The organism is Pseudomonas sp. KH_040 (assembly GCF_057839305.1).
The window spans coordinates 4,039,676-4,054,849 of sequence record NZ_CM174487.1; the positions used below are offsets into that span (position 1 = coordinate 4,039,676).

Consider the following 15,174-nt stretch of genomic DNA (forward strand, 5'->3'; position numbering starts at 1 on the left):
CAACTGACAAGAAGGATTTTTGATGAACGCGCTCGCTACGCAGTTTCACCAGTTGCACCAGCAAGGTCTGTTGATTCTGACCAATGTCGCCGACGCCACCGGTGCGCGACTGGTCGAGCACCTGGGCGGTAAAGCCGTGGCCACCAGCAGTGCGGCAGTGGCCTGGGCTCACGGTTACCCGGACGGCAACACCCTGCCCCTTGAACGTCTGGTGTCGACGGTGGAATCCATCGCCCGGGTGATCAGCATTCCCTTGACCGTGGATGTCGAGGCCGGCTATTCCGATGACCTCGGGCGCGTCGCCGAAGTGCTGGATGCGGTGATCGCAGCGGAGACCGTGGGCATCAATATCGAGGACGGTTCTGCCGATCCCGAGCTGCTCGCGCGCAAGATCGAAGTGGCGCGACAGGTGGCCAACAAGCGCGAGGTGCAGCTGTTCATCAATGCACGCACCGATGTCTATCTGAAAAGCCTTGTGCCCGCCGAGGATCGCGTCGCCGAAACCCTGCACCGCGCGGCGCTGTATCAAGCGGCCGGCGCGGATGGTTTGTTCGCGGCGGGCGTCACCTCGGCCTATGAAATCGAGGCCATCTGCAAAGGCACGACGCTGCCGGTCAATGTCCTGGGTTTCGCTTGCCTGCCTTCGCCGCAAGAACTGCAAGCGCTGGGTGTGCGCCGCTTGAGCGCGGGTTCCGGCATCGCCGAATTCCTCTATGGCGCCATGGGCGGGCTGGTGAAAAGCTTTCTGGCCAGCGGCAAACTCGATACCCATGATCTCAAGGCTTTCACCTACGGCGAAGTCAACGGCTTGCTGAAATAACATGCCTGATGCCTATCAAGCGGCCAGCGAGTTTCTGGCCGCGCTCGATGCGGACTGGCAACGCCATATCGCAGCGGTCGGCCCGTGCCGGCATCAACCGCATCCGGCGCGTGATCCCTACGAGTCGCTGGTGCGGGCGATTGCTTATCAGCAACTGCATGCCAAGGCCGGCGATGCGATTGTCGGGCGGCTGGTGGGGTTGTTTCCTGGGCAGTCGTTTCCGCGGCCGGAGCAAATCCTTGCGACGGATTTTGAGCGCATGCGCAGTTGCGGGTTTTCCGCGGGCAAGATTGCGACGATCCAAGGGATTGCCCAGGCGACGCTGGATGGCGTGGTGCCGGATTACGCCACGGCGCTGGCGATGGACGATGAGGTGCTGATCGAACGTTTGGTCAGTTTGCGCGGGGTGGGTCGCTGGACGGTGGAGATGTTGCTGATTTACAGCCTGGAACGCATGGATATTCTGCCGGCGGATGACTTTGGTGTGCGTGAGGGGTATCGGCGTTTGAAGGGGTTGGAGGTGCAGCCGACGCGCAGGCAGATGGTTGAGATCGGGTTAGCCTGGAGTCCTTTTCGGACGGTGGCGGCGTGGTATTTGTGGCGGGTGCCTAAACCGCTGCCCTCACCCTAGCCCTCTCCCAGAGGGAGAGGGGACTGATTGGGGGAGATTGGCGATTTACGTCGACCTGAAATAGCGCCTGTGAATCCATGATCGCCAAGACTTCTCAATTCCATAATCGACTGCCCTCACCCTAACCCGCCCGAAACGTCGGACCGCCCAAAGGTAGAGGGGACTGATTGGAGGATATTGGAGATTTTACGTCGACCTGAAATAGCGCCTGTGAATCCATGACCGCCAAGGCTTAAATCCATAATCGCCTCGGTCTTTCAGGTCGATGTATAACGCAAGACACCTCGCTCGGCCCCCTCTCCCGAAGGGAGAGGGCTGGGGTGAGGGCCCGCTTTTCAAAGCCCGGATTTCAACCGGCTGAACGCCCGGATCAAAGCCCGATTGAACGCCTTGCCATTGTCATTCTTGCTGTACAGCGAAGCCCTGACCTGCGCGGACGGATACGTCCCCGGATCATTACGAATCGACGCGTCCACCAAACCATCCGCCGCCGTGATCGCATTGGCGTAGTGAATGGTGTCGGTGATCGGCGCAATCACTTCCGGCGTCATCAGATAATCCATGAGCGCCAACCCGGCCTGGGGATGCGGCGCGTCCTTGGGCACGACCATGGCATCGAACCAGATCAACGTGCCCTCTTTCGGAATCCGGTAACTCAATGTGAACGGCTTCTTCGCCGCCTCCGCCTGCCCCGCCGCGATCGCGACGTTGCCGTTCCACGACATCGCCACGCAAGTATTGCCGTTGGCCAGATCGCTGATATTCAGGTCATTGTCGAAGTAGCGAATGTACGGCCGGATCTTCGCCAGTTGCTGCTCGGCGAGTTTCAAGTCATCGAGGCTCTGTCGGTTGATGTCCAGCCCCATGTACTTCATGACAGCGGCGAATACTTCGTTGGGATCGTTGAGCAGACTCACACCGCAATCGGCGAATTTCGAAACCACCGCCGGATCGAACAACATCGCCCAACTGTCCGTCGGTGCATCGGGTAACCGCTGTTTTATCGCCTCCTCCTGATAGCCGAAGCCAGTGGTGCCCCAGGCGTAAATCCCGGCATAGCGATTGCCCGGATCGAACACCGCCATGTGCTGGCGAAACTCTTCACCGACCCCGGCGAAGTGCGGCACCCGGGCCTTGTCCAACGGCTGGATCGCGCCGCTCTCGATGGCCCGCGACAGGTGCTGTCCGGCGGTCAACACCAGATCGTAGCCGCTGCGCCCGGTGAGCAATTTGGTCTCGACGGTTTCCAGCGAATCAAAGTGATCGGCGACCACATGAATGCCAGTCTGCGCCTCGAAATTCTTCAGGGTATCCGGCGCCAGGTACTCGCCCCAGATGTACAGATTTACTACCGGTTTGGCGGTGTCGGCAGCCTGCACACACAAGGGGGCGAGCACCAGCATCAAGGCTTGAGTCAGTTTGTGCAGGCGCATGGTCAGGCTCCTTTTTTCAGGCCGGCGTATTGCGGCATGGTGATGCACGCGACGTTGCCGCCGCCGAGAAGGATTTCCCGGGAGTTCTCGATGCCGACAATCTTGTGCTGCGGGAACAGTTCGGCCAGCGTCGCCATGGCAACCTTGTCGTTACGATCACCAAACAGCGGCACAACGATCGAGCTGTTGCCGGCGTAGTAGTTGATGTACGACGCGCAGATTTTCGTGCCGGCCTGACGAGTGTGGGTGCTGTCCTGCTGGTCGAGGCCGTCGGCTTCTTCGGCGGTCCACTCGAGCACGTCCGGTTGCGGCAGCTTGTGCACGATCAACTCGCGGCCACGGCTGTCGCGGGTGCCGCGCAGGATGTCGTAGGCTTCTTGATAAATTTCCCACTGCGGATCGTCGCGGTTGTCGGTCCATTGCAACACCACTTCACCGGGACGCACAAAGCAGGCGAGGTCATCGACATGGCCATCGGTTTCGTCGAACTTGCAGCCGCGTGGCAGCCAGATCACTTGCTCGGCACCGAGGTAATCAGTCAGGCGTCGGGTGACTTCGTCCTTGCCCAGATGCTGGTTGCGATTGCGGTTGAGCAGGCATTGTTCGGTGGTGAGGATGCTGCCCTCGCCGTCACTCTGGATGCCGCCCAGCTCGGCAATCAGCGGCGCTCGGTAGCGGTCGAAGCGCTCGATCTCGAGGATCTTGCTGGCGATCTGATCATCCTTGTCCCACGGATAATAGAGACCGCCGTCGAGGCCACCATAGGCGTTGAACTCGAAGTCGACGCCGCGCACTTCACCGCTGTGATCGTTGACCACAAAGCACGGGCCACTGTCGCGGAACCAGGTGTCGTTGCAGGTCATCTCGACCACGCGCACTTGTGGCGGCAACTGCCGGCGGGCCGTGGCGAACTGCGCGGCGGAGGCGCAGACGGTGACCGGTTCACTGTGGGAAATGGCGGTAACGATCTGCACCCAGACTTTCTGCGCAGGCTTGGCGCCGTTGCGCCAGACGTCGGTGCGCTCCGGCCAGCCGAGCCAGCAGCCGGACTTGGCTTCGAATTCGCCGGGCAGACGGAAGCCGTCCTGTTTGGGGGTGGAGTCGAGCAAACGTGCCATGGTCAAACCTCGTCTTCGCGATGGGAATGACCACAGGCTAAGGGCGCACACAGTACGCCCGCCAACGATGATTATTGCGGAACAGTTGAATTCAACTCATCAATCGGCCAGTTGATCGTTGAACCATTCGAGCATCTGCGCCACCGCCGGACGCTCCAGTCGCAGCCGCTCGCAGACCAACGCGTATTGGCCAAGGGCAGTCATGCTGGATGCGAAGGGCCGCACGAGGCGACCACTCTGTAAATCCTCCTGCGCGGTGAGGTTATCGCCCATGGCCACGCCCTGCCCTTGCGCCGCCGCTTCCAACGCCAAACCAGCGTGGGCGAAATACAACTGACGCTGCGGACGTAGATCACCGGCGTGGCTGGTCAGCCACGCGGTCCAGGTCTTGCCGTCCTGATCGTCGTGCAGCAGGCAGTGACGGGCCAGATCCTTCGGGGTTTTCAAGCTGCCCTGGTTGAACAGGCCGGGGCTGCACACCGGGAAGAACTGCAAGGCTGGCAGTGGCCGAACGAAGTAGGCGCTGCTGTCCACCGGGCCGGTGCCATAGGTGATCGCCAGGTCGATGTCTTCGCCGGGCGCCGTGGCGTCGATCGGTTGTTCGTAGAGGTGCAAGGTGATGTGCGGATAACGCGCGTAGAAATCAGTGAGGCGACTCATCAGCCACTTTTGCGCGAGTTCGGCGGTGACGGCCAGTCTGAGCACGGCCAGCGACGACGGATCGCGCAATTCATCGCAGGCATCGCCGATCAGTTCGAAGGCTTGTTGCAGGCTTTGCATCAGCCGCCCGGCGGCGATGGTCGGGCGGATTTGTCGGCCTTCGCGGATGAACAGTGAGACGCCGAGTTGTTCTTCGAGCTGGCGGATCTGATGGCTGACGGCGCTGTCGGTGACGCACAGTTCGGCGGCTGCCCGACCGAAATGCGCGTGGCGGGCGGCGCATTCGAAGGTGCGCAGGGCGGCCAGTGAGGGGAGTCGTCGCATGGGGGGTGGTCCGTTTTTTTGGTCATGCTGACTGGCTCGTCGATATGAGTCCAGCCCGTTACCCTCACCCCAGCCCTCTCCCGGAGGGAGAGGGGGCCGATCGGGGGATATTGAGGATGTACGCCGACCTGAACGTGCTTGGGTGAATCCATAATCGACCGGATTTCCCAGGTCGATGGATGACGCAAGACAACTCGGTCAGTCCCCTCTCCCTCTGGGCGGTCCGACGTTTCGGGAGGGTTAGGGTGAGGGGCTTTTGCCTGTATCGCACTGTATACCCGGAAGCCGCAGACACACCCAACGCACAATTCCCCATCCTGCCGACACATCACCGATACACCCCAACGCTGAAATGACCCGGTCGATTTCACTCAATTCACCGGAGACGCCTCATGACCACCACTCTTTCAACTGCGGTCAAATCCCTGCACCTGAACCTCGACCGCGCCGGCACGTGGATCGCCCCACTGACCCTGCGCCTGTTCATCGCCTGGGAATTCTTCGAGTCCGGACTGGAGAAATTCAACGGGCAGAACTGGTTCGAAGACATCCAGGACAGATTCCCCTTCCCGTTCGATCACCTGCCGGCAACGCTCAACTGGGAATTGTCGATGTGGGCTGAACTGATCTGCGCACTGGCGATTCTGGTGGGCTTCGGCACGCGGATCTCGGCGATCTCGCTGATCGTGGTCACTGTTGTCGCCACCGCCGCCGTGCACTGGCCGGCTGACTGGTCGTCACTGAGCGAGCTGGCGCAGGGGTATGCGATCACTAACAAAGGCTTCGGCAACTTCAAGCTGCCGGCGATTTACCTGGCGGCGCTGCTGCCGCTGGTGTTCGCTGGCGCTGGCAAGTTGAGTGTCGATGCATGGCTGGCGCGGGTGTTCTGGAACCGGAGCACCCGCTGAGGCTCAATGCGCCCGATCAAGGCCGGCGAGCAAGGCGCTGTCACGGCTGTAGATGTCCGGTGAGTAACGCACGCGGCCGCTGCTGTCGACCTGTGCCGTCCAGTAAGTCATCAGGATCGGCACCGGCGCTGACAGGCGAAATTCGTGGGTGGTGCCGGTGGCCAGCAGGGTTTCGGTGCGGGCCTTTTCTGCGGGTGTGAGCAACAAGTCGCGCAATTGCATCGGATGCTCGACCCGCACGCAGCCGGAGCTGAAGGCGCGCGGGCCTTTTTCGAACAGCGCCTTGCTCGGCGTGTCGTGCAGATACACCGAGAACGGGTTGGGGAAGCGGATGACCATTTGCCCCAACGGATTACGCGGCCCGGCATCCTGACGCAGCATGATGTTGCCGGGGTTGTCCCAGTCGATGTCCGCTGCCGCCAGCGGCTGACCGTTGGCGTCGAGCACTTGCAGGTTCTGGCGGCTGAGGAAGGTCTGGTCCTTGCGGATTTCCGGCAGTTTGTCTTCTTTCCAGATGGTCGGCGGCACGGTCCAGGTCGGGTTCAGGGTCAGGCGTGTCACCCGGGATTTGAGCAACGGCGTCTGGCGCTCGGCGCGGCCAACCTGAGTGCGCGTTTGCCACACCGCCACGCCGCCCTGATACAGCGTCAGTTCAGCGGCGGCGACGTTGACCAGCAAGCCATTGGGCTCCAGGTCCTGGGCCATCCAGCGGAAACGCTCGAGGTTGACCCGCAACTGTTCGCGGCGGGTCAGCGGACTGATGTTGAGTTCAGCAATCGTTCCCGGCCCAACCACCCCGTCAGCCTGCAAGGAATGGTTGGCCTGAAAACTCTTCACGGCGTCGACCAGCACGCCGTCATACGCATTGCCGGGCGTGCCAATGATCTGGGTCAGATAGCCCTCGCTGTACAGACGCTGGGCCAGTTCCGGTACGCGTTTGTCTTCCATGGCCGGGCGCAGCAGCGGCCCGTTGCCCACCGCTTGCCATTGCGGCAAGGTTTTGAGCCGTTGCGCCGCATAGAGCTGACGCAGGTCCTGATATTGCGCCAGACGCGGACGGGCAAGGTCGAACGCAGCGGGAATGTCGTGCAGGCCGGGAACGGCGATGGCCAATAATTCCGCCTGACGGTCGCGCGGAGTGGCGTCGGCATGCCACAGCGGTTCGAAGTGCGATTGCAGCAGGAGACCGTAGTGCAAATCCTGCAGGGCCTGGAGATAGTTGCGACTGATGTCGATGTCGGCACACAACTCGCCATCCTGAGGCGCCGTGGTGGCGATCGGATAGTTTTTTGGATTGAGGCCATCATCGGCCAACAGCTGTAATTGCGCATGCAACACCGGCAATCGTGCGGATTCGTTGGCCCACACCGGCATCCAGTCTTGCTGCTGGTAGAACGCTTGCAGTTGCGTCAGCGCCGGGCCGTTGAGGCGCGTGGCAATCGCCGGACACGACTGCGCCAGACTGATCAACACCGCCTGCAACGGACTCTGCGGCTCGACCGGCATTTCCGCCGGTGGTGTTGGCAATGTCTCCAGCGGTGGCAGCGGCTCATCGGCACAAGCGACAAACGGCGCAGCGAGCAAACAAATGCTCAAGTAGCATGCGTACTTTTTGAACAACTGCTTTACTCCAATCCATGGCCGTCTAGATGATGGCCAACCTTACATCAGGTGCGCTGAACAGTCAGGCTCGATCTGCGGGCTTGCGGGTATTGACTGGGAGTCAGGAGCCAAAGTGCCAAATATGTAGCAAGTGAGGACACTTTATAAAATGTTGACGTTTTTGCGCCGACTTCTGCTGACTGCCACCGCTATCGTCGTGACCAGTCCAGTTTTTGCCGCCGGCAAACCATCGCCGGTTCTCTTCACCAGCCTCGCGCACGCCGCGCCAGAACTCAATCCCCAAGCGCTGAAAGGTGCTTTGAACGCCATGCAATGCGCGGTCAACAACGGTGCGAAGCCGTCCCGCCATCTGGCGATCATCGACTATTCGCAACCGTCCACCGAACGCCGCCTGTGGATCTTCGACCTGAGCAAAAAGAAATTGGTGCTGCGCGATCTGGTCGCCCACGGCTCCAACTCCGGGGAAAACTTCGCCACGCAGTTTTCCAATGTCGAAGGCAGTTACCAGTCCAGCCTCGGCCTGTTCCGCACCCAGGAAAGTTACAGCGGCACCCACGGTTATTCGCTGCGCATGGACGGTCTGGAGCCGGGTTTCAATGACATGGCCCGCGATCGTGCGATCGTCATTCACGCCGCCAGCTATGTGAATCCGTTGTGGAGCAAGAAACAGGGGCGCATCGGCCGCAGCCAGGGTTGCCCGGCGGTACGGCCACAGATTGCCAAGCAGGTGATCGACCGCTTGAAGAACGGCCAGTTCATGTTTTCGTGGTACCCGGATCAGCGCTGGTTGAAGTCTTCGCCTTATCTGAACTGCCAGCCGCAGCAGGTGGCGAGCATCCTCAATACCCACGCGAGCTGACCGACCACCACAAATCCCTGAAGGAGCTGCCGAAGGCTGCGATCTTTTGACTTTGACTTTTAGAAGCAAGATCAAAAGATCGCAGCCTTCGGCAGCTCCTACAGGGAGATTCGCAGTCACTTTCATTACAACTTTGTCATTCAGCTGTCGGTTTGCCGTGCGGATCGCTCGGTAGCCTGAAGTTGTCCCGGCGCCAATGCCGATCAACTTTGACCACTGAGTGACTGATCATGAAAAGCCTCCTGCTCGCCTTCACCGCCCTCCTCGCCACCGGCAGCGCGTTCGCCGCGAACATGCCCGACACCGCCGTGATTCATGACAAATCCGGCTTCTACGTCAATCTGGATGTCGACAAAGTCCTGTCCAGCACTGATATTTCACAAGCGTGTGGCGTGGTCCCGGCGCAATTGAATTATCTCGACCATCAGGGCCGCGAGCATGTGCTGGACTATCAGGTACAAGGCAGCGGTTGCATCAATGACCATTGAGACTGATCGATGAATATTCTGGTTGTCGAAGACGAACCCAAGGCCGGCAATTACCTGCTCAACGGATTACAGGAACTGGGTTACAGCGTCAGCCTCGCCCGCGACGGTGCCGACGGGCTGCACCTGGCGCTGGAACACAGTTTCGATGTGATCGTGCTCGATGTGATGATGCCGAAAATGGATGGCTGGGAAGTCCTGCGCCGGTTGCGCAAGGAGGCTGACACGCCGGTGCTGTTCCTCACTGCTCGCGATGACATTGCTGACCGCGTCAAAGGCCTGGAACTGGGCGCTGATGATTACCTGATCAAGCCGTTTTCCTTTGCCGAACTGGTGGCGCGCCTGCGCACCCTGACCCGGCGCGGGCCGATCCATGAAGACGAACAACTGCAAGTCGCCGACCTGCAGATCGACGTACTCAAGCGCCGCGTGAGCCGTGCCGGTGTACGCATCACCCTGACCAACAAAGAGTTTGCGTTGCTGCAGTTGTTCGCCACGCATACCGGACAAGTGCTGGCGCGTTCGCTGATTGCCTCACGGGTGTGGGACATGAATTTCGACAGCGACACCAATGTGGTCGATGTCGCCGTGCGCCGCTTGCGGGCGAAGATCGATGATCCGTTCCAGCTCAAGCTGATCCACAGCGTGCGCGGCATCGGTTATCGCTTCGATACGCAGCCATGAGCAGCCCTCGGCCGTATTCGTTGACCTTGCGCCTGGCGCTGGTGTTCGCCCTGCTTGCGTTCGCCTCGCTGGCTGGCCTCGGCGCTGCGCTGTACAACGAACTGGAGCAGCAGTTGATCCGCCGTGATGACACAGCGCTGGTCAGCCGCATCGATCAGTTGCGCACCTTTCTCAACGACAGCAACACTCTGGAGCTGATAAAGAACAAACCGGCGCTGTTCCAGAACATGCTCGGCAACCACGAAGCACTGCTGACCATCGGCACGCCGGGGCAACCGCCGCTGCTGGTGGTCAACCCGGGCAACCTGAATACACCGACGTTGCCAGCGGTGCCCATCGATCATGCGATGACACTCAAAGACGTACAGCATCTGCCGAGTGTCGACGGCGTGCCGTTTTCGGCGGTGGCGGCGAGTATCGATTCCGGCGAACTGGGCAATCTGCAAGTCACCACCGGGCGCCTGATGAGCGAGCGCACGGCGATGCTCGCCAATTACCGTTTGAGTGTTTATGGACTCGCCTCGCTGGCGGCACTGTTACTGGCGGTGGTTGGCTGTTTGCTGGTGTATCGCGGTTTGCTGCCGTTGCGGCAACTGGCGAAGCACGCTCATGGCATTGGTGTCGGCAACCTTGGCGAACGCCTCGCCAGCAGCGGTGCGCCGCGAGAATTGCAGCCGATGATCGAGGCGTTCAATGCCATGCTCGACCGCCTCGCCACGGGTTTTGCGCAATTGAGTCAGGTGTCCACCGACATGGCCCATGAACTGCGCACGCCGATCAACAATCTGCTCGGCGAAACCCAGGTCGCGCTGCAGCAGAATCGCAGTATCGAGGCTTATCAGCAGTTGCTCGCCTCCAACGTCGAAGAGCTCGAACGGCTGACGCGGATGCTCGACAACATGCTGTTTCTGGCGCGCACCGATCCGGCCAGTGCCCTGAGCCAGCGCCAGGAGCTGGATGCGGCGGATGAGATGCAACGCATTGCCGATTACTTTGAAGGATTGGCGGCAGATGTCGGGATGAGTATCGAGGCCCGTGGCAGCGGTGTGATCTGGGCCGAGCCGATGCTGCTACGCCGCGCACTGGCCAATCTGTGCGCCAATGCGATCAAGTACGGAGAGGCTGATTCGACGGTGCAGGTGGAGGCAATTGCCGAGTTGGATGGCAGTTATCTGCGGGTGCGCAATCAGGGCACAACCATTGCGCCTGAACATTTAGCCCGGCTGTTCGAGCGTTTTTACCGCGTCGATCAGTCACGCGAGCGCTCGGCGCAATCCAATGGTCTGGGCCTGTCGATTGTCGCGACCATCATGCAGTTGCATCAGGGCCGCTATAGCGTCAGCAGTGTCGATGGCATCACCTGCTTCGAATTGTTCTTCCCCGCCCGGCAATCACCTTCATCGACTTTTCCGCCGTCATCGCTGGCAAGCCAGCTCCCACAATGATTGGCGCTGAATCCAGATTTCCGGCCAACCCAAAACCCTGTGGGAGCTGGCTTGCCAGCGATGAGGTCAGCTTGATCAACATCAACTTTCCCTGACCCGCAGCTACCGCGAGCAGGTCGAATCGGCGCGCTGTCGCTCCCACAGCTTGATCTCGGCTCGGCTGATGATCAGGGCTGTCAGCATCAGTGCTGAGGCGACGCCGAAAGTGATATGCAATCCACTGGCAATCGCCGTTGCCGGCGCCTGCGTTGGATCCCCCGCCGCCAGCGCAAACACCGCACCCATTACTGCCGCCCCGGTAATCAAGCCAAGATTGCGCGCCAGCCCGAGCATCGCCGAAACCACGCCGCGCTGCTCCTGACGAACTCCGGCCATCAACCCGGTGTTGTTCGCCGCCTGAAACAGCGCATAGCCGACGGCGACCACTGCAATCGGCAGCAAATAGGCGGGCAACCCCAGACTCATCGGCAACAGCGCCAGCAAGCCACAACCGCAGGCCATGCCAAGCAACGCGCCCGGCACGATCCGGCGCGCGCCGAAACGATCCACCAGACGCCCGGCCGGCACACCGCCAAACGCAGACAACAGCGGTCCGATCGATAACGCCACGCCGACCATTGTGCTGCTGAGACCCAAACCCCGGTGCAAGTAAAACGGACCGACCACCAGCGTGGTCATCATCACCGTGGTCACCAGCAACGTCAGCGTCAGACTGCTGCTCAATCGCGCGTCGCTAAACAGCGACAAACGAATCAGCGGCGACTTGGCCTTCATCTCGACCACGATGAACAATCCTGCGCCGCCCAGGGTGGCCAGCAGCAACGGCACGGTGAAACCTTCAAGGGTCATTGCCAGCGCATAGGCCGCCAGCGTCAACACCAGCACCACGCTGCCAGAATAATCGAACGCGACTCGCGGCCCTGTTGCCCGATCCGCCGGCAAATAGCGGTACACCAGCCACGCATTGAGCAAGCCCAGCGGTACGTTGAGCAAAAATATCGCCTGCCAGCCGACATGCGTCATCAACAGCCCGCCCAGCGACGGCCCGAGACTGGTGCCCGTCGCCGACATTGTTGCCAGCAACCCCATCGCGCTGCCCGCCCGCGATTTGGGCACCGCATCGGCCACCAACGCCACGGTCAAGGCGAACATGATCGCCGCGCCGACGCCTTGCACCGCTCGCGCACCGATCAGCCAGCCCAGTCCCGGTGCCAGCGCGCAGGCCAACGAAGCGCTGGTGAAAATGCCGATCCCGATCAACAGCAATCGACGTCGACCAAAGCCATCGCCCAGCCGCCCGACACTGACGATCAGCGTGGTGATCGCCAGCAGGTAAGCCAGCACGATCCATTGCACCTGTTGAAACGTCGCCTCGAACGCCGTCGCCAGAACCGGCAACCCTGCGTTGGCAATACTGGTGTCCAGCGACGGCATCAACATCGACAGGGCCAGACTGGTCAGCGCCCATCGGGCCGAAGTGCTCAGGGGTTCTTGGGACATGGCAGGCTCACAGTGCAAAGGTGACCGGCCATAGCCTGAGCCTCGACAACACACGGCGCAAGACGCATGCTTTGCACTCAATACCTGCATGGAACGCCATGTCATGAGCGCCCCGGATCTGAACCTGCTGATTACCCTCGACGTGTTACTGCGTGAAGGCAGCGTCGCCCGCGCCGCCCAGTGCTTGCGGTTGAGCCCGTCGGCCATGAGCCGCGCCCTTGCCCGTCTGCGCGAAACCACCGGAGATCCGTTGCTGGTGCGAGCGGGTCGTGGCCTGGTACCGACGCCGCGCGCACTGGAACTGCGCGAACGGGTCAGTCATCTGGTGCAAGACGCCGAAGCGGTTTTACGACCTGCCGAAGTGCTCGACCCCGGCCGCTTGCAACGCACCTTCACCCTGCGCAACACCGACGGTTTTGTTGAAACCTTTGCCGCCGCCCTGCTCGCGCGGATCGCCGAAGAAGCACCCGGCGTGCGCCTGCGTTTTGTGCAGAAAGCCGACAAGGACAGCACGCCGTTGCGCGAAGGTCGCGTCGATCTGGAAACCGGCGTGGTCGACGACAGCACCGACCCGACGCTGCACAGCCGCATCCTGTTTCAAGATCAGTGGATCGGTGTAGTGCGTGAGGGGCATCCGTTGAGCGCGGGAAAAATAACCAGCAAGCGCTTTGCCGGTGGCCAGCACATTCTTATCTCCCGACGTGGGCGCAGCAGCGGCCCGGTCGACGAAGCACTGCTCGCGTTCGGACTGACGCGGGACATCGTCACCTCGTTCGGTGGCTTCTCGGCAGCGCTGACGCTGGTGCGGGAATCAGACCTGATTGCCACCGTTCCACAACGTCATACGAGCAAACTGCGCACGGGCCTGCACAGTTTCGCCCTGCCCTTCGCGATGCCGGACATCAGCGTGTCGATGCTCTGGCACCCGCGCATGGACACCGACCCGGCGCATCGCTGGTTGCGCGATTGTGTGCGGCAGGTCTGCGCTTAACGCGCGTCGCCACCCGCTGGTTTGTAGAAGAGGAATTTTTTCGTTTCGGCAGTCTTGCGGTACTCCTTAGCCCAGCTCGGATGCACATTGCGGTCGTGGAAATACAGCGCGCCGTTGGTGCGATCCTTGAGCTGGCGGTTCAGCGCTTTGCGGGCGATATCCTTGGCCAGCGTGTATTCGGCATCTTCCTTGACCTGATCCGGACGCCCGTCACACCACCAGGAAAACTGGCAGCTCTTGGTTTCCGAGCCTTGTTTGACGACAGCGCATACCGTATCGGGGAAACCTTCGTGGCCGAGGCGATTCATCACCACACTGGCCACGGCCTCCATTTCCGGCGTGTCTTTGCCTTTGGCTTCCCAATAGATACTGCGCGCCAGGCAAGTGATCGGATCATCCAGCGGCGCGGCGCCGACCGGGTCCACTGCCTGCACTTCGGTGGGGGTAATGGCTTCGGCTTTCGGTGCCGGTGCGGCGCTGACTTTGTCCGCCGCTTTCTCTTCCAGCACTTGGGCTTTTTCTTCAGCCTTCGCTTTGATCGGGGCCTGATCGGTGGCCCATGCAGAGCCTGCCAACAGGGTGAATACGAGACAACCCGCCCATCCTTTCAATCCCATGTCTGTTCTTCCGGCAGCGCCCGAGTCGGGCAAGGTGTTACGTCGGGGAGACACCCGGTTTCCGGGGCCTTCGGTGAGTGTAGACGGCAAATCCATCGGCAAAGTTGCGCAGAAAAACCGCTGAATGAAGAAAAAAGACATTGCACTCCCCGGGGGCCTTTCGCGCATCATGGGCGCATTCAGCTCCAGGGAGATTTCCATGCGCTTCATGCCATCCGTTTTGCGTCTTGCCGTTTTGTCCGTGGGCGTTATGTTTGCCATTCCGGCCATGGCTGGCGATGAATCGCAACTGATCGAGTCGATCAACAGCTACCGCAGCCAGCCGCAGCGTTGCGGCAGTCAGGCGTCGAACGAACTGCCACCGCTGTCAGCTGATCCACGGCTGAGATTACGCGCTACCGGTGCCGTCGATCTGCAGCAAGCCATGGCCAGCGCCAGTTACCCGATGGTCAATGTGCAGGCGATCACGCTCAACGGCCCGCGTGATGCGGCGTCGGCGATGAAGGCAATTCAGGAGAGTTTCTGTCAGGTGGTGCTCGATCCGCAGTTCGTCGATGTCGGTGTCAGCCGCGATGACCGTGACTGGCGCATCGTGCTGGCGCGGCCGCTGCTGTCGGCCAAGCTCGGTGACGCGCAAAGTGAGGGACAGAAGTTGCTCAATGAACTCAATGTCGCCCGTAGTCAGGCGCGTCAGTGTGGTGGTCAGGCGTTCGCCGCTGCCGCACCGCTGGCGTGGAACGCGACGCTGGGCACGATCGCCCAGGATCACAGCCGCGACATGGCCAACAACAACTACTTCGACCACAAGGACCGCGACGGCCGTACTCCCGGCGATCGCGCCGAACTCGCCGGCTACAGCGGCCAACAGGTCGGCGAAAACATCGCCGCCGGACAAGACACCGTGCACAAAGTCGTCGAAGGCTGGCTCGCCAGTCCCGGCCACTGCGCCAACCTGATGAACCCGCAATACCAGGAACTCGGCGCCGCCTACGCGACCGACCCGAAAAGCAGTGCCGGTATCTACTGGACCGCGATGTTCGGCGCCCAGTAACTCAAATCTCAAACACACCGCCCCC

The 15,174-nt window shown here is 61.1% G+C and carries 15 protein-coding genes; 9 read left to right on the forward strand and 6 right to left on the reverse strand.

Annotated features, from left to right (window positions below):
• Window positions 1-22 precede the first annotated feature (22 nt).
• Together AC3IUF_RS17845 and AC3IUF_RS17850 are read left to right on the forward strand one after the other, a co-directional pair.
• On the forward strand, window positions 23-820 hold the full coding sequence (locus AC3IUF_RS17845; RefSeq protein WP_489278843.1) for an isocitrate lyase/PEP mutase family protein: 798 nt from the start codon (window positions 23-25) through the stop codon (window positions 818-820).
• A gap of 1 nt (window position 821) precedes the next feature.
• The gene (locus tag AC3IUF_RS17850) at window positions 822-1,451 is read left to right on the forward strand and encodes a DNA-3-methyladenine glycosylase family protein (protein WP_489278844.1); all 630 of its coding nucleotides are present in this window, start codon (window positions 822-824) and stop codon (window positions 1,449-1,451) included.
• A 335-nt stretch (window positions 1,452-1,786) separates the two neighbouring features.
• Here the strand turns inward: AC3IUF_RS17850 and AC3IUF_RS17855 are convergent, their stop codons facing one another.
• The 3 genes from AC3IUF_RS17855 to AC3IUF_RS17865 form a co-directional block, all read right to left on the reverse strand.
• Complete coding sequence (locus AC3IUF_RS17855) at window positions 1,787-2,884, reverse strand: extracellular solute-binding protein (protein WP_489278846.1); 1,098 nt, start codon at window positions 2,882-2,884, stop codon at window positions 1,787-1,789.
• 2 nt (window positions 2,885-2,886) lie between these two features.
• Entirely contained in the window at window positions 2,887-4,002 is a 1,116-nt protein-coding gene (aguA, locus tag AC3IUF_RS17860; RefSeq protein ID WP_489278847.1) for an agmatine deiminase, read from the reverse strand.
• Window positions 4,003-4,101: 99 nt separating this feature from the next.
• A complete protein-coding gene (locus AC3IUF_RS17865) occupies window positions 4,102-4,986 on the reverse strand; it encodes a LysR substrate-binding domain-containing protein (protein WP_007915644.1) in 885 nt (294 codons plus the stop codon).
• 392 nt (window positions 4,987-5,378) lie between these two features.
• On the opposite strand from AC3IUF_RS17865, the gene AC3IUF_RS17870 reads away from it, so the two are divergent.
• Window positions 5,379-5,894, forward strand: a complete 516-nt coding sequence (locus AC3IUF_RS17870) for an HvfX family Cu-binding RiPP maturation protein (protein WP_489278848.1) — start codon at window positions 5,379-5,381, stop codon at window positions 5,892-5,894.
• Window positions 5,895-5,897: 3 nt separating this feature from the next.
• On the opposite strand, the gene AC3IUF_RS17875 is transcribed toward AC3IUF_RS17870, so the two are convergent.
• Entirely contained in the window at window positions 5,898-7,514 is a 1,617-nt protein-coding gene (locus tag AC3IUF_RS17875; RefSeq protein ID WP_095113570.1) for a L,D-transpeptidase family protein, read from the reverse strand.
• Between the two features lie 151 nt (window positions 7,515-7,665).
• On the opposite strand from AC3IUF_RS17875, the gene AC3IUF_RS17880 reads away from it, so the two are divergent.
• The 4 genes from AC3IUF_RS17880 to AC3IUF_RS17895 all read left to right on the forward strand — a co-directional run bounded on the left by AC3IUF_RS17880 (window position 7,666) and on the right by AC3IUF_RS17895 (window position 10,990).
• Window positions 7,666-8,376 carry a murein L,D-transpeptidase catalytic domain family protein gene (locus AC3IUF_RS17880; RefSeq protein WP_007918401.1) on the forward strand — a complete coding sequence of 237 codons (711 nt, stop codon included), beginning with the start codon at window positions 7,666-7,668 and terminating at the stop codon, window positions 8,374-8,376.
• 230 nt (window positions 8,377-8,606) lie between these two features.
• A complete protein-coding gene (locus AC3IUF_RS17885) occupies window positions 8,607-8,864 on the forward strand; it encodes a DUF2790 domain-containing protein (protein WP_038366121.1) in 258 nt (85 codons plus the stop codon).
• Window positions 8,865-8,873: 9 nt separating this feature from the next.
• The gene (locus AC3IUF_RS17890; RefSeq protein WP_007918415.1) at window positions 8,874-9,545 is read left to right on the forward strand and encodes a heavy metal response regulator transcription factor; all 672 of its coding nucleotides are present in this window, start codon (window positions 8,874-8,876) and stop codon (window positions 9,543-9,545) included.
• Complete coding sequence (locus AC3IUF_RS17895) at window positions 9,542-10,990, forward strand: heavy metal sensor histidine kinase (RefSeq protein WP_489278851.1); 1,449 nt, start codon at window positions 9,542-9,544, stop codon at window positions 10,988-10,990. Before AC3IUF_RS17890 ends, AC3IUF_RS17895 begins: the two co-directional genes overlap by 4 nt.
• A gap of 102 nt (window positions 10,991-11,092) precedes the next feature.
• Here the strand turns inward: AC3IUF_RS17895 and AC3IUF_RS17900 are convergent, their stop codons facing one another.
• The gene (locus tag AC3IUF_RS17900) at window positions 11,093-12,490 is read right to left on the reverse strand and encodes an MFS transporter (protein ID WP_489278852.1); all 1,398 of its coding nucleotides are present in this window, start codon (window positions 12,488-12,490) and stop codon (window positions 11,093-11,095) included.
• Window positions 12,491-12,593: 103 nt separating this feature from the next.
• On the opposite strand from AC3IUF_RS17900, the gene AC3IUF_RS17905 reads away from it, so the two are divergent.
• Complete coding sequence (locus tag AC3IUF_RS17905; RefSeq protein WP_489278854.1) at window positions 12,594-13,481, forward strand: LysR family transcriptional regulator; 888 nt, start codon at window positions 12,594-12,596, stop codon at window positions 13,479-13,481.
• On the opposite strand, the gene AC3IUF_RS17910 is transcribed toward AC3IUF_RS17905, so the two are convergent.
• Entirely contained in the window at window positions 13,478-14,098 is a 621-nt protein-coding gene (locus AC3IUF_RS17910) for a cell wall hydrolase (RefSeq protein WP_123376714.1), read from the reverse strand. The two genes, AC3IUF_RS17905 and AC3IUF_RS17910, sit on opposite strands and share 4 nt — an antisense overlap.
• Before the next feature lie 199 nt (window positions 14,099-14,297).
• Here AC3IUF_RS17910 and AC3IUF_RS17915 point away from each other — a divergent pair, with 199 nt between their 5' ends.
• Window positions 14,298-15,149, forward strand: coding sequence for a CAP domain-containing protein (locus AC3IUF_RS17915; RefSeq protein WP_007918421.1), 852 nt, complete (start codon window positions 14,298-14,300; stop codon window positions 15,147-15,149).
• The last annotated feature ends 25 nt before the right edge of the window (window positions 15,150-15,174 follow it).